Annotated in this window: 12 protein-coding genes; 5 read left to right on the top strand and 7 right to left on the bottom strand. The window is 60.5% G+C overall.

Annotated features, from left to right (window positions below; translation table 11 throughout):
- The first annotated feature begins 32 nt into the window (after positions 1–32).
- Together JAO29_RS08335 and JAO29_RS08330 are read left to right on the top strand one after the other, a co-directional pair.
- Positions 33–1,058, top strand: a complete 1,026-nt coding sequence (locus tag JAO29_RS08335) for a glycosyltransferase (protein WP_334267740.1) — start codon at positions 33–35, stop codon at positions 1,056–1,058.
- Complete coding sequence (locus JAO29_RS08330) at positions 1,058–2,638, top strand: hypothetical protein (RefSeq protein WP_334267739.1); 1,581 nt, start codon at positions 1,058–1,060, stop codon at positions 2,636–2,638. The genes JAO29_RS08335 and JAO29_RS08330 overlap by 1 nt, the downstream gene beginning before the upstream one ends.
- Positions 2,639–2,716: 78 nt before the next feature.
- Here JAO29_RS08330 and JAO29_RS08325 read toward each other — a convergent pair whose 3' ends face one another.
- The 7 genes from JAO29_RS08325 to cdd form a co-directional block, all read right to left on the bottom strand.
- A complete protein-coding gene (locus JAO29_RS08325) occupies positions 2,717–3,841 on the bottom strand; it encodes a Gfo/Idh/MocA family protein (protein ID WP_334267738.1) in 1,125 nt (374 codons plus the stop codon).
- Between the two features lie 102 nt (positions 3,842–3,943).
- Positions 3,944–5,278, bottom strand: a complete 1,335-nt coding sequence (locus JAO29_RS08320; RefSeq protein WP_334267737.1) for a Gfo/Idh/MocA family protein — start codon at positions 5,276–5,278, stop codon at positions 3,944–3,946.
- 212 nt (positions 5,279–5,490) lie between these two features.
- Complete coding sequence (locus tag JAO29_RS08315; protein WP_334267736.1) at positions 5,491–6,729, bottom strand: NupC/NupG family nucleoside CNT transporter; 1,239 nt, start codon at positions 6,727–6,729, stop codon at positions 5,491–5,493.
- A gap of 78 nt (positions 6,730–6,807) precedes the next feature.
- Positions 6,808–8,118 carry a GGDEF domain-containing protein gene (locus tag JAO29_RS08310; RefSeq protein ID WP_334267735.1) on the bottom strand — a complete coding sequence of 437 codons (1,311 nt, stop codon included), beginning with the start codon at positions 8,116–8,118 and terminating at the stop codon, positions 6,808–6,810.
- Between the two features lie 141 nt (positions 8,119–8,259).
- The gene (locus tag JAO29_RS08305) at positions 8,260–8,817 is read right to left on the bottom strand and encodes a sugar O-acetyltransferase (protein WP_334267734.1); all 558 of its coding nucleotides are present in this window, start codon (positions 8,815–8,817) and stop codon (positions 8,260–8,262) included.
- Complete coding sequence (locus tag JAO29_RS08300; protein WP_334267733.1) at positions 8,814–10,223, bottom strand: thymidine phosphorylase; 1,410 nt, start codon at positions 10,221–10,223, stop codon at positions 8,814–8,816. The genes JAO29_RS08305 and JAO29_RS08300 overlap by 4 nt, the downstream gene beginning before the upstream one ends.
- 24 nt (positions 10,224–10,247) lie before the next feature.
- Positions 10,248–10,682: a cytidine deaminase gene (gene cdd / locus JAO29_RS08295; RefSeq protein WP_334267732.1), complete on the bottom strand. Its 435-nt coding sequence runs from the start codon at positions 10,680–10,682 to the stop codon at positions 10,248–10,250.
- A gap of 82 nt (positions 10,683–10,764) precedes the next feature.
- Between cdd and JAO29_RS08290 the strand changes: the two genes are divergently transcribed.
- From JAO29_RS08290 to JAO29_RS08280, 3 genes are read left to right on the top strand one after another with little or no spacing between them, the layout of a single operon-like run.
- Complete coding sequence (locus JAO29_RS08290) at positions 10,765–12,915, top strand: chemotaxis protein CheA (protein WP_334267731.1); 2,151 nt, start codon at positions 10,765–10,767, stop codon at positions 12,913–12,915.
- Positions 12,912–13,427: a chemotaxis protein CheW gene (locus tag JAO29_RS08285; protein ID WP_334267730.1), complete on the top strand. Its 516-nt coding sequence runs from the start codon at positions 12,912–12,914 to the stop codon at positions 13,425–13,427. The genes JAO29_RS08290 and JAO29_RS08285 overlap by 4 nt, the downstream gene beginning before the upstream one ends.
- Positions 13,424–13,792 carry a response regulator gene (locus JAO29_RS08280; protein WP_334267729.1) on the top strand — a complete coding sequence of 123 codons (369 nt, stop codon included), beginning with the start codon at positions 13,424–13,426 and terminating at the stop codon, positions 13,790–13,792. Before JAO29_RS08285 ends, JAO29_RS08280 begins: the two co-directional genes overlap by 4 nt.
- Positions 13,793–13,812: the final 20 nt, after the last annotated feature.

Below are 13,812 nucleotides of genomic sequence, written 5' to 3'. Positions count from 1 at the left end.
CAGATGGGCATATCAGTTTGAAGCAGGCAGCCATGCAGAAACTGCGGCTGATCATCCCGGTCTTCAACGACTGGACTTCGTTCAACATCCTGCTTTGTGAGTTGGATGACGTGGCGCGTACCCTCCCCGTACGAATGGCGGTCAGCGCAGTCAACGACGGTTCGACTCATCCTCCGGAGGACGAGCTGCGCGATGTCGAAGGGCTGCGGAATCTGGAGTCGGTCGAGATCATCCATCTCTACTCGAACGTCGGCCATCAGCGCGCGATTGCAATTGGATTGGCGACAGCCGCGGAGGACGACAACTTCGACGCGGTCCTGGTGATGGATGCGGACGGCGAAGACTCTCCACGGGCGATCGAGCGGATGCTGGAGGCGGCTGGAAACCGGCGCGACTTCTGCGTCGTTGCTCGGAGGCGGCGGCGATCGGAGAACCTAACCTTCAAGATGTCGTATGTGCTGTACAAGTGCGCATTCCGGCTGCTGACGGGGAGGCAGATCTCGTTTGGGAACTTCTCACTGTTCTCGCGGAGTTACGTTCGGCGGCTGGTCAGGGTCTCCGATCTCTGGAATAACCTTCCCGCGGCGGTGCTGCGATCGAGGATTCCGATTCACTGCCTTCCTGTCGATCGCGCGAAGCGGTATGCAGGGAAGTCGAAGATGAATCTGACGTCACTCGTAGTTCACGGATTTAGCGGGATCTCGGTGTATGCGGAGACGATCTTTGTGCGGCTGATGATTCTGACCTTGATCCTGGCTGGGATCAGCACGGTCTCGATCTCCGTGGTGCTTTCGCTGCGGCTGTTCCTACCCCGGTTTGCTACGCCCGGATGGGCGACGACGGTGTCGTTCGGGATGGTGATTCTCCTGGTCCAGGTGCTGAGCGTGACGCTGTCGTCGATCCTGATGCTGCTGAACAGCAGGGTGCAGCGGCTGATCGTTCCACTGGCCGATTACAAGTGTTTCGTCGATTATCGTCAGCAGATGCTGGGTTCGGTGAAGGAGACGTTCCCAGTTTTTGAAACGACACTTCAGCCGTTCTACGAGCGTCTTGCCTGATGTTCAGAAGGCGTCTTGCCTCTGTCCCTTTCCTGGCGCTTGTGCCGGTGGCATGCATGGTGTTGTATGCCATGCACCAGGCGGCGGTGCTGTACACCTCTCCATCGGGACACGATCAGTCCTGGTACCTGATTGCGGCGAACAGGGTGCTAAATGGAGCACAGATGTATGGGCCGTATGTGTCGGATACGAATCCGCCGCTGGTGGTCTGGTTTTCCGTTCTGCCGGTGCTGATGTCGCGCATATTTCCGATGTCAGCGACTATGTGCCTGCGACTGCTGGTGTTTGTTCTGCTGATGGGAAGCACGATCTGGTCGATGCGCATGCTGAGGCGGTGGGAGGTGGTGCAGCGCGGGGCGGTTCGAGCCTTCGGCGCACTCGCGATTCTGTACGTCGGATTGAGAATCGACCCCTGGAACTTCGGGCAGAGGGAGCATCTCTTCGTGATCCTCGCCCTGCCGTATCTCTTTGCGATTGGTACGGGAGAGATCTCAGGACTGTCTCGCGCCGAACGATGCGCGCTGGGAGTTGCGGCGGGGATCGCGATCTGCTTCAAGCCGCATCAGGCGCTGGCGATCATCGCTGCGGAGCTGGTGCTGGCCTTGGACCGACGCAGCCCGCGGCGCCTGATAAGCCCGGAGGTGCTGGCGCTGATTGCAACCGGCGCGGCGTATTTGCTGGCGGTGCGAGTCGTGACTCCGGCGTACACAAGGCAGATTGTGCCGCTGCTGGTGGAGACCTACTGGGCCTACGGAACCTCTTCGGTATTTGCCTTGGTGATGTCCATGGAGCTCCGGATCGTGGTGGCGCTTGTACTGCTTGGGCTGTCGGTGTTTGTGGTGCGCTCCCATCCGTTCTCGCTGACGGCCGCAGTATTTGGAGCGGCGAGCGTCGGCTCGTCGTTCGCCTATGCACTGCAGCGCACGGACTGGCCGTATCATCGGTCACCATCGAGCGCGTTCCTCATCCTTTCGGCGACGTTTTTTGTGCTGAGTTTGCTGCCGGCGCCGATTGGAGGATGGGAACGCTACAGCTTGAATGGAGCTGTCGCCGCGGTATGTCTGACTGCCGCGGTGGCGGCGGGACTCGGGTTCTTTCCACGACAACTGCGGCGGCCCCCTGTGCAGCGTTCCGACGTGTATCGCTTTCTGAAGGAGCAAGGCCAACCCGGGACGGTGCTGGTGTTTTCAACGACGGTGGGATGGCTGGCAGATGTCGCTGATCTGGGATGGCAGTGGGGCGCACGATTTCCGTGTCTTAGTTTCTTCCCGGCGATCGTTCTCAATGAGCAGGGACCCGTCGACGAGGAGAGGCCTTTCAAGCAACTGAGTGCGACAACGCTGGCTGCTGTGTCGAAGGTGCAGCGCGATGAGATTGCACAGGATTTGAATCACTTCCAGCCGTCGATCGTGATGATTGAACAGTGCGACGATGCTCATGAGTGCCAGACGCTCGAGGGCAGAAACGTGGATACGCTGGCGTGGTTCCAGAAGGACAGCGGGTTTCGTCAGGCGTGGTCACACTATGCGCAGCAGCCGAATGGGCCTGCGGCGTTCGCTCTCTATCGGCGGGTGCGATAGGGGCATCATCGTGATCGGAAAATGAGAGACGCCAGACCTGAGGTCTGGCGTCGTGGTGAGGCATCGGGTGCGAGTGGCTTACTGTGGGAGTGGTTTGAGCTCGACCGTGCGCCCGGTCCTGGCCGAGGTGCGGGCAGCGTCGAGAATCTGCATGACGATCATGTTGGTATCGAGCGAAGAGAGGTCGCCTTCGGGCTTGACCTGTCCGTGAAGCACGGCAGCGAGATAGGAGAGAGAGTCACGCTGGTCTGCGGGCAAGGCCGGGGCGGTGCTTGTGGCTTCCGTCTTTTCGCCCTTGTAGCGGGTGCGAACTCCACCGGGGCCAACGGTGATGAGGTATCCGGTCGCGCCGTAGACCTCCATGTCTTTGCGGGCGAAGGGCCAGTTCCAGGAGGGCATGAGCACGGTCTGGGCGCCGGGATAGCGGAGGATGACAGTGGCCTCGTCGTCGACGTGCGGGTAGATGGCAGGCTTGTCAGTCTGCGCGACCGCAGTGACGGAGGCGGGAGCTTTGCCGTGCATAAGGACCGTTGAGAGATCGGCACCGTAGCAGCCAAAGTCGAAGAGAGCTCCGGCGCCGTTCTGGACCGGGTCTGTCAGCCAGGGGAGCCATTCCGGGCCGACTCCAATCTCTTTTGGACCTTCATGGCCATCGTGGACGACGATCCTGCGGACCTGGCCCAGCTTGTCGTCGTTGGCTTCCCGGATGGCCTCGGCGTTGGAGCTGTACCAGGTGGTCTCGTAGTTGACCAGCACGTTGACGTGGTGCTCGCGGGCGGCGCGGCGGATGGCGAGCGCGTCTTCCATCGTGGTGGAGAGAGGCTTTTCAACCATGGAGCTTATGTTGTGGCGAGCGGCGGCTTCGATAACGCGGCGGTGGTCCTTGATGGTGGTGTAGACGAGCACGGCATCCGGATGCTTCGCGGTGAGGGTCTGCTCGAGGTCGGTAGAGAAGAGGGAGGGATCGAGATGGTATTGCGTGGCGTATTGCTGGGCGAGCTGCTTGTTGGGCTCAACGATGCCGACGAGCTGGGCGGCAGGATTTTTCGGCAGCGCTGACAGAAAGCCTTTGACGTGACCGTGGACGAGTCCTACGATCACGACCCGGATGGGAGTGTTGGAGGAGGTGGCTGGCGTCTGTGCGGGTGCAGAGAGAGTTGCGGCCAGGGCGCAGAAGGTGGCGAATAAAGAGATCTTTTTCATATTCCTCGTAGCTTCGAAGGTGCACGACGCCTCCCGCGATTGCGGCTGCGGAAGACGTCGCCGTGCTTGTATTTCGTTAGTATCGCGATGACCTTGTCGCGATCAGACGAGCTTCATGGTTTCGGGATCCCACTTGACCATCGCCTCGCGTTTCAGGCTCAGGTTGCTGAGCAGAGCGGCTCCTGCGGCACGGAATCCGAAGGTTGCGTCTTCCACCGGCTGCTTGCGCGTGCGAACCGAGGAGAAGAAGTTGCGGAAGTGATCGACATTGTCGGAGTAGCCCTTGGGCGCGGAGAACTTTTCGATGGCCTTGTAGGTCGAGCCCTCCGGAGGAGTGTTGGGATACTTCTGCCGATACTTCGCCAGATACTCCTTCTGCATCTCGTTGGTGAAGGTGGAGACGGTGTAGCCGGGCTCCTTTTCGCGGGGAACCCGGGTGACGGTGACGGTCTGCCCGGCGATCTCCATCGTGCCCTCGGACCCGGTGAAAAGAAAGCCCTCGCTCTCCTCGCCGCCGTTGACGAAGTTCACGCGCAGGCTGAGATTGAAGCCCTGGGGATAATCGAAGAGGGCGAGCAGGACGTCCGGAGCGTCGCGTCCATCCTTCCAGAAGCGAATGCCTCCGGTTCCCATTGCACGGGTGGGGCCGTGGGCTCCGGTGATGAAGTGAGTTCCGCTGAAGAGGTGAACGAAGAGGTCTCCTGCGACACCGGAGCCGTAGTCGCTCCACTTGCGCCACTGAAAGAATCGCTCGGCATTCCAGGGGATCTTTGGGGCCGAGCCGAGAAAGCGTGGCCAATCGCAGGTCTCCGTGCTGGCGTCCAGCGGGATGGAGTAGTTCCATGCTCCGATGGAGGAGTTGCGATCCCAGCGAGCGCTGACCATGTTGAGCTCGCCGATGGCTCCGGATGCGAGCAGCTCTTTTGCCTTGGCGTAGACGACCGAGCTCACACGCTGGCTACCAACCTGAAGGATGCGGTTGGTGGAGTGCGCGGTGGAGATGATCTCTGGGCCATCGGGATAGACGTGGATCATCGGCTTTTCGAGGTAGACATCTTTGCCTGCCTTCATGGCGTCGACCGCAGCCTGCTTGTGCCAGTGGTCAGGTGTGGCAATCAGGACGGCATCGACGTCCTGACGGGCCAGAATCTCGCGGTAGTCCCGGGTCGTGAAGAGATCCGCTCCCCAGAGCTCTTTCGTATGGGCAAGACGGCCGTCATAGCAGTCAGCGACGGCGACCAGCTTTACGCCCGGCACCTGAAGGGCATGCCCCATGTCGGACTGTCCCTGAATGCCTGCACCGATCAGAGCGAGCTGAATTGTGTCGTTGGCAGATTTGGGAGCGGGAGCTTGTTCGGGTTCGGCGAGAACGTTAAGGCTGGTGGCTGCAGCAGCGAGGCTGCCGACCTTGAGAAAGGATCTGCGGTTCAGGGTCATGCGTCGTCTCGTTTCAGAGGAGTAAAAACCGTTTTAGCTTGCGAAGTGAAGGGTAGGAGATTTAGAGGGCGGTGTAAAGGTGAGGACGCACCATGGCGGGATGGGTCCACTCCCTTTGCGATGATTTCAGGTGCGGAGTCCGCGCGCAAATGCGAGAGAAATCGGCTGAAGAAAAAAACGACGAATCATGTTCCAAAAGCCGATCGAGAGGTCTATCGAATCAGCATGGAGACGATGGATGCCGAGAGCAGGTTCGCCATCGTGCCCGCCAGCATAGCGCGCAGGCCGAGCTGTGCGAGATCGTTGCGCCGGTTCGGAACCAGGGCTCCGATACCTCCGATCTGCATGCCGATGGAGCCGATGTTTGCGAAGCCGCAGAGGGCGAAGGTGGCGATCGAGAACGTCCGCGGCGAGAGCTGAGACTTCTGCAGGCCGAGTTGCGTGTAGGCCACAAACTCGTTGAGTACGGCACGAGTGCCAAGCAGGTTACCGATGACCGGGGCTTCGTGCCATGGTATGCCGATCAGCCATGCGACAGGAGCGCCGATGACCCCAAGGACTGAGTTGAGGGAATGGGGGAAGGGTATGTGGCCGTGCGCCCAGAGGAAGTTCGAGATGCCAAGCATAATGGCGTTGAACAGACCTACCAGAGCAAGAAAGCTGATGAGCATGATGGCGACGTTGAAGGCGAGCTTGCCTCCGTCGATAGTGCCGCGCGCGATGGCCGCGATGAAGTTATCGTTCTTGTGCTCCTCGTTCGGCGGCATCTTGACGGTGCCGGCGGTGGCGGGTTGCTCTGTCTCGGGAACCAGCATCTTTGCGACGAGAATTGTTCCGGGGGCGGTCATGATGACCGCGGAGAGGAGATCCTGCGCGTTGATGCCGAAGCTGATATAGGCGGCCATGATTCCGCCGGAGACATGCGCCATGCCGGAGGTCATGATGGTCATCAGCTCAGAGCGCGTGGCTCCATTCAGAAAAGGGCGAATGGTCAGCGGAGCCTCGGTCTGGCCCATGAAGATCGAGGCCGCGACGTTGGTGGATTCTGCGCCGCTGGTTCCCATGGTGCGCTGCATGATCCAGGCGACCACCCGTATGACCTGCTGCATGAAGCCGATGTGATAGAGCAGGGCAAAGAAGGCAGAGATGAAGATGATGGTCGGGAGCACCGCGAAGGCGAAGACAGCGAGAGGATTCCCGGGTGTTCCGAGAGGACCGAAGACCATCGAGGAGCCGTCGACGGCGTGCGCCAGCAGGGAGGTAACGGCATTGCTGCCTGCATGAAGGATCGTCTGGCCGTAGCTCCACTTGATGACCAGGAACGCGAAGACGATTTGAAGTCCAAGACCCCATGCTACCGTTCGCCAGCGAATGGCGCGCCGGTTGGTGGAAAACGCATAGGCGAGCCCAAGAAAGACGATGAGTCCTAGAATTCCGGTGAATCGATGCAAAGAGTTGGCTCTCCTGGCCGTATCGCGATGGTGCTTTAGCGATGAGTGTAATGGCTGAGGCCAGGAAGAACCAATGCTTTAGAAGTGTCCGGATGCCGTTCTGCCACGGAAGCGCCCGCTGGCGGTGAGTGCGGGAACGCTGTCCAGCCGGATATGCCGCAGTGGCGTACGCGCCTGTTTGAGCGAGTACATGCGAAGGTCGGCGATGCGAAGCAGCCGTGTGGCATCCCCAGCGTCGTCGGGGTAAAGCGCGATTCCGACAGAGGCCGAGACGCTCAGCTTGTGGCCATCGAAGAGGAACGGGATCTCCGTGGTCTCGCGGATCGTGTCGCGCAACACTTCGATCGAGCCCGGATGGCCGGGATTGCAGGTCATCATCGTGAACTCATCGCCACCCAGGCGAGCGATAGAGTCGAAGCCGGTGAAGTGCTCGCGAAGATTTGCCGCGACATGCTGTAACAACTGATCGCCAGCATGGTGTCCGTGCGTGTCGTTGATCTGCTTGAAGCCATCAAGGTCCAGCATGAACAGCGCAAGGGCACTTTGGGAGCGGCGGCAGCGCTCCAGCGAAGTTGCAAGGTGATCCTCGAACGAACGTCGATTTGCCAGTCCGGTCAACTCATCGTGCAGCGCGAGCCAGCGATTGCAGGAGACCTGCTCTTCCAGCATGACCAGGATCATCCCTATGGAGATGAGGGACTTCTGCATGTTCCAGATGTGCGACGCAATGTCGGCATAGGCCCGGTACGTCACGATGAACGGGTGCAGGAAGAAGAAGAACGACCAGATGGAGAAGCCGGTAACGATGGCCAGCCTTCCCGTGCTTTCTCTCGGCAGTTTGCGGTAGAAGTTGGCGGTAGCGAGCGCGTAAACGATGCCCAGACTCCAGTAAACGGCGTCCCGATACCGGCCGTTCGAGACCAGGTATCCCATGGCGAGCCAGCCGGAGGCGACGAGCAGCGCAAGCAGGACGCTTCGGCGAAGGACCAGAGAGGTAGCCACACCGACGATCAGGCCGACCATCACCCACGGAAGGAAGGCCATTCGGAAGAACAGGTGCAGGCCGTAACTTATGCAGATCGCGAGCAGTGGAACCGAGTTGAGAAGGAGGAACTGCAAGCTCCTTCTGTCGGTGATCTCATAGTTGCCCGACGCCCACACAAACACCACGCCCGCCAGAAGATAGCAGGAGATGACGATGGTGTGGAGGATGGACGTGGGAAGTCCTCCAGGGGCGTAGAAGATGTGAGCTGAGGATTCGATCAGGGTGAAGAAGAGCCCGAGAAGCCATAGATTCGTCTGCCTTTGCGGATGGTGGCGGCGAAGCAACAGCAGAATGACGATCAGGATCGCCAAGGCTGAGAGATCGGGAAGAAAAGCGTAGTTCATCAAGGTCCGTGCCCTTCGTGCAGGCTTTCTTCTTTACAGCGGGGGCCCGGAGCCTGCTGATGGATTGCTTCTCAGATGTGATTATGGATCAAAGGTCGCATAGAAGAACCAGGAATTTGTTGCGAATTAAAAGAATCCGACCTAATCGCGAATCCGCGCGGGGCTGCCAAAGACCTTTGCACCCGCGGGTACATCGTGAGTAACGATCGATCCGGCACCGATGACAGCATCGTCCCCTACGCTGATGCCGGGCAGCAGGATCGATCCTCCTCCGATCCAGACGTTGGCCCCAATGTGAACAGGACGGCCACTTTCCAGGTTGGCGCGACGTAGCGCAGGATCGAGGGGATGGTCGGCTGCATAAATCTGCACACCAGGGCCGATCTGGGTTTTGTCGCCGATGGTGATCCGATTTACGTCCAGGAGAACGCAGTTGAAGTTCAGAAAGACGTGGCGTCCCAGATGGATGTTGTAACCGTAATCGAAGAAGAAGGGCGACCGTATGACGGACTCTTCGCCGACGGATCCCAGGATCTGCTGCAATAGCAGGAAGTGCGTGGATGGAAGATGCGCGATGGAGTTATACCGCTGCTGCAACTCCGCAGCGTGGGCTCGGTCGGCTATGAGGACGGGATCTTCGGCGTTGTAGAGCTCGCCGTCCAGCATCTTTTCTTTTTCGGACTTCGGGAGAGATGTCATGGAATCTCCGGAGTGAGAAGATTGCCGGTCGGAGTTGCTGAGACGACCTCGCGCACGATCGGCGGGATGCTCGGAGGCTGCGGAGTGATGCGAAGCGTATCACGGAGCATCTGCTCCGGCTGATCCAGCTTCAAGGGATCTTCACTGAAGAGCGTAAACAGCGGCTGTCCCTCTTCGATGCGAGAGCCGAGCTTCACGTGAGATTCGATTCCGGCATGGGCGCTGACGGCGTCACCCGGCTTGGCGCGGCCTGCTCCCAGCCGTTGCACCGCCCAGCCAGCCAGCCTGCAATCCATGGAGGAGAGGTATCCCGCCTGCGTGGCATTGAGAGTGCGCCGGGCCGCCGGTTTGTGGTGGGCCGCAGGGTCTTCGAAGACGGAGATATCTCCACCCTGCGCTGCAATGATCTTCAGCCAAGCTTGATAGGCATCGCCGGAGTTGAGGATCTGGTCTGCCAGCTGCGCGCCTTGTTGCGGAGACGAGGCCTGGCCCGCGAGATGGAGCATCCATCCGGCGAGAGCGAGCGAGAGTTCGATCAGGTCTGCCGACATGGGGTGGCGCTTCCCCTGCATGATGTCGACGCACTCCCAAACCTCGACCCAGTTTCCGGAGAAGCGGCCAAGAGGTTCCTCCATGCTGGTGAGCAGGGCGACGGTTCGTGTTCCCGCAGCTTCGCCGGTGCTGACCATCAGTTCAGCCAGCTGCCTGGACTTTTCATAGGTGGGCATGAAGGCTCCGCAGCCGACCTTCACGTCGAGCACGAGAGCGTTGAGTGACTCCGCCAGCTTCTTGCTCATGATGCTGGCCGTGATGAGGAAGGGGGACTCGACCGTTCCGGTGTGGTCGCGCAGGGCATAAAGGATGCGGTCCGCAGGAACGATGCGTGGAGTCTGCCCGATGAGAGCCGCGCCGCAGATGCGAAGCGTCTCCGCGAGCTGCTTGAGATCGAGCTGGCTGTTGAAGCCGGGAATCGTTTCGAGCTTGTCGAGGGTGCCGCCGGTGTGGCCAAGCGAACGGCCGCTGATCATGGGAACACAGATCCCGGGGATGCCTTCTTCGTTGGGATGCGCGAGGCCCGCCGCAGCCAGAATGGGAGCGACGAGCAGGGAGGTCTTGTCTCCTACGCCTCCGGTCGAGTGCTTGTCGATGGTGAAGGTCTTCAGGGGTGCGGCGTCGAAGGTCTCCCCGGAGAATCGCATCGCCGAGGTAAGGGTGGCCAGCTCCCGGCGGTTGAGGCCTTGCAGAAAGATGGCCATCAGCAGCGAGGCGATCTGCGCGTCGGTGACCAGCTGCTGCCTGGGGGTCCACTCCACGATTGCGCGGATGAAGGCTTGGATCTCCTCGTCACGGAGTTCGAGCCCGTCGCGCTTGTGAAGAATGACATCGATCGGATGAATTTTAGTCATAGAAGAAGCTGTCCCGTTGAATCGTTATTGCTCTTTGAGGAGGAAGGCGTGCGGAAGCAGGTCGGCGATGGTCGCCCGGGTGAGAGAGCCGTTCTCCGCGGGGAAGAAGATCTCGGTGGCGGGCGAGCTGAACTCCTGAATGGTCTGGCGGCAGGCACCGCAGGGTTGGCTTGCGGCGTCATTGAGGTTCGTGATGACGACTGCCTGGATGCGGACGGATGGACCATACTGGGCGACGGCTGAGGCGATCGCCGATTGCTCGGCGCATGTGGTCAGCCGGTAGGAGGCGTTTTCCACGTTGCATCCCGTGATGATGCTTCCGTCTTCGAGCAGGACGGCTGCTCCTACCCGGAATCCGCTGTAGGGGGAGTATGCCCTCGCGGCAACGGCAAGCGCCTGCCGGCGCAGACTGTCGATCTGTGCGGGTGAGAGGCGCTGTGATGATTCGTTTTGAGACATGGGGAGAGGCTAACGGGCTGAAGCCGCTGCTGACAAGTCGCCGTCTCCTAATGGTTTGTCGCCTCCTCCCGATAAGAGAGATGTGGACGACCTGACACAAGAATTCATCGCTGAAAGCCAGGATGGTCTGGACCGCATGGAGCGGTGCCTGACCGAGCTTGAGACCCGGCCGCAGGATAGCCAGCAGCTCGTGGGAGAGATCTTTCGAGCGGTGCATACCATCAAGGGCACGACAGGGTTTCTGGGATTCAGCCGGCTGGAAAAGCTGGCTCATGCGGGAGAGCATCTGCTGGGCTCGTTGCGCGAAGGCCGTCTGTCTGTGACGGAAGAGTTGATCAGCGGTTTGCTTCGGCTGCTCGACGGGCTGCGCGGCATCCTGTCGCTGATTGAGGAGACGGGTGGCGAGGGCACGCGGGCGAGCGACGAAGACACAGCCCTGATCGCCGAGCTGGCGATGCTGAACGGTGACGAGCACGAGACTCCACATCACGACAAGGCTGCGCCGGTGATCTCGATCAAGGGCGTGGAAGAGGCCGCGGAGACGGCTCCTGCCGAGGCTGTCCCCGCTGCGTCCGGCGGACCGTCTTCAGGCTCGTCCAGCGGCGACAAGACACTGCGCATCGATGTCGAGGTGCTCAACCGGATGATGAACCTGGTGGGTGAGCTTGTTCTGACCCGTAACCAGATGTTGCAGAGTGGCGTGGAGTCAACGAATTTTCCTGAGCTGGCGCGTCGACTGGACAGTGTGACCGCGGACCTTCGCGAGACGGTCATGCAGGCGCGCATGCAGCCGGTAGGAAACCTCTTCGGCAAGTTCCCACGCATGGTCCGTGATCTGGCCCGCACCTGCGGACGCGACGTAAGGATTGAGTTCTCCGGACAGGAGACCGGGCTTGACAAGAGCCTGCTTGAGGCGATCAAGGATCCTCTCACGCATGCGGTACGCAATGCCGTCGATCATGGGATTGAGCCGCCGGCGGATCGTGTTCTTGCTGGCAAGTCTGCCGAGGGTTGTCTGCGTCTGAAGGCCTTCCATCAGAGCGGGTCGGTGGTTATTGAAGTAGCGGATGACGGCGCCGGCATCGCGATCGAGCGCGTTCTGGCCAAGGCGGTGGAGCGCGGCCTGGTCACGCCGGAGCAGGCCGAAGAGATGTCGGAGCGCGAGGCGCTGCAGCTGATCTTCCTGCCCGGGTTCTCCACGGCCGCGGCGGTCACGACTGTCTCCGGCCGCGGCGTCGGCATGGACGTCGTGCGCGCGAATGTTGAGAAGGTGGGCGGAAGTGTAGAGCTGGAATCGAAGGTGGGCGTGGGAACCACGCTGCGCCTGAGAGTTCCTCTGACGCTCGCCATCGTGCCTGCGCTGGTCGTCCGGAGCGGAGGCCAGAGCTTTGCGCTGCCACAGACTACGTTGGTGGAACTGGTCTATATTCCCGCGCGTGACCGCGACAAGGTGGTCGAGCATGTGGGCGCCTCGGAGGTCTACCGCCTGAGGGAACGTCTGCTGCCGATGGTATGGCTGGATCGGCTCCTGGGACTCAGGAATTCCACCGAGGCACATGGGTTTTACATGGCTGTTCTCGAAGCGGAAGGGTGCCGCTATGGCCTGGTAGTCGATGATCTGCTGGCTCCTGAAGAGATTGTGGTAAAGCCTCTGTCGGCGGTGTTGCGCGAGATCGGGCTGTTCTCTGGAGCGACTGTGCTTGGTAACGGCACGCTCGCTCTGATTCTCGATATCGCCGCCACGGCGGCGCGGGCCGGAGTCAAGCCCGTACTCGAAGAGGTGGAAGATCAAGTCGTCGAGAGCCAGCAGGATGAGGCTGCCTTCCTGGTCTTTGAAGATCGTGCCCGCGAGAGAACCGCACTTCCGCTGGGAGTGGTGGAACGCATCGAGAGTGTGCCGATCAGCCGGGTCGAATACGCAAATGGACGTGCCTTGCTGCAGTATCGCGGGGAGCTGTTGCAGCTGCGCGACGATGGTCACGTGCTCGACGGGATGGAGGCGCTCGAGGACGAGGAAGCCTCTGTCACCATACTCATCTGCGGAGATCCGCACACGAAGACGGCGCGCATGGGCATCGTCGTCCGGAGGGTGCTCGATGTCTCCGACGGGGCCATGCTTGAGAAGGACGCCGTCAACGGAGATATGGATCTTGCGCTGGTCAACGAGCGGCTGACGACGATCTTCCGCGGCTTTGCGGGTTCCGTAGGAAAGAGCTGGAGGGATGTGGCATGAAGATCGTGGGACATAAGCTGGAACAGATGCAGGAAGAGGCGGAGAACGCATCGCTGTGTTCGATGTTTGCGGGGGAAGAGACCTTCGGGATCGACACCGGAAAAATTCGCGAGGTCCTGGGCAAGCGCGAGCTTGAGCGCGTACCCATGGCTCCGGCGTTTGTCGCCGGTGTGGTTCCGTACCGCGGAGATGTCCTGACGACGGTCAGCTTCCGGGCGCTGCTTGGACTGGCTGAAAACCCTGACGCAGGTTGTGTCCTTGTCCTGGATGATGACGGCGGTCACGAGCGTTTTGGCCTGGTGGTCGATGCTGTAGGCGGCGTCGTCACTGTGCAGCGCAGCATGCTCGAGGCGAACCCCTGCACGCTCGATGCAAAGTGCAAGTGGCTCTTCGACGGAGCCTACAAGACGGAACATGGCCTGCTGGTGCAGCTGGACCCGCAGAAACTGCGGCCCTCGCGGCTGGCTGAGACGGGAATGTTCCGCCAGGATGGTTCAGGAGACGGCGTATGAAGGCGTTGATCGTCGACGATTCGAGCTTCATCCGGGAGTACCTTCGCAACCTGCTCAGCCCTATGGGCGTGACCTGCGCCGAGGCGGTCGATGGGAGCCATGCGCTTGCGGTACTCGAGGCGCAGGCAGACTTCGACCTGATGCTTCTCGATCTGAATATGCCGGTGATGAACGGGCTGGAGTGCGTAAAGGCGCTTCGCAGGTTGAAGCTGCAGCCTGAGATGAAGGTGATGATGGTAACGACCGAAGCCGACAATCACTTCATCTCGAAGGCTCTGGATAATGGCGCCGACGAGTTTCTGATGAAGCCCTTCACGTCGGAGAGCCTGCGCGAAAAGATGATGCTGCTCGGATTCGCCGCCTGAACGAGCAACGAAAACCGAAC

The sequence above is a fragment of the Edaphobacter sp. HDX4 genome (assembly GCF_036877565.1).
Taxonomy (GTDB): domain Bacteria; phylum Acidobacteriota; class Terriglobia; order Terriglobales; family Acidobacteriaceae; genus Edaphobacter.
This window is presented reverse-complemented; position numbering and strand designations above follow the sequence as displayed.

Coding starts and splice junctions, on each gene's coding strand:
- JAO29_RS08335 (WP_334267740.1), top strand. CDS start 33: ATGCAGAAACTGCGGCTGATCATCCCGGTCTTCAACGACTGGACTTCG.
- JAO29_RS08330 (WP_334267739.1), top strand. CDS start 1,058: ATGTTCAGAAGGCGTCTTGCCTCTGTCCCTTTCCTGGCGCTTGTGCCG.
- JAO29_RS08325 (WP_334267738.1), bottom strand. CDS start 3,841: ATGAAAAAGATCTCTTTATTCGCCACCTTCTGCGCCCTGGCCGCAACT.
- JAO29_RS08320 (WP_334267737.1), bottom strand. CDS start 5,278: ATGACCCTGAACCGCAGATCCTTTCTCAAGGTCGGCAGCCTCGCTGCT.
- JAO29_RS08310 (WP_334267735.1), bottom strand. CDS start 8,118: ATGAACTACGCTTTTCTTCCCGATCTCTCAGCCTTGGCGATCCTGATC.
- JAO29_RS08305 (WP_334267734.1), bottom strand. CDS start 8,817: ATGACATCTCTCCCGAAGTCCGAAAAAGAAAAGATGCTGGACGGCGAG.
- JAO29_RS08300 (WP_334267733.1), bottom strand. CDS start 10,223: ATGACTAAAATTCATCCGATCGATGTCATTCTTCACAAGCGCGACGGG.
- cdd (WP_334267732.1), bottom strand. CDS start 10,682: ATGTCTCAAAACGAATCATCACAGCGCCTCTCACCCGCACAGATCGAC.
- JAO29_RS08285 (WP_334267730.1), top strand. CDS start 12,912: ATGAAGATCGTGGGACATAAGCTGGAACAGATGCAGGAAGAGGCGGAG.
- JAO29_RS08280 (WP_334267729.1), top strand. CDS start 13,424: ATGAAGGCGTTGATCGTCGACGATTCGAGCTTCATCCGGGAGTACCTT.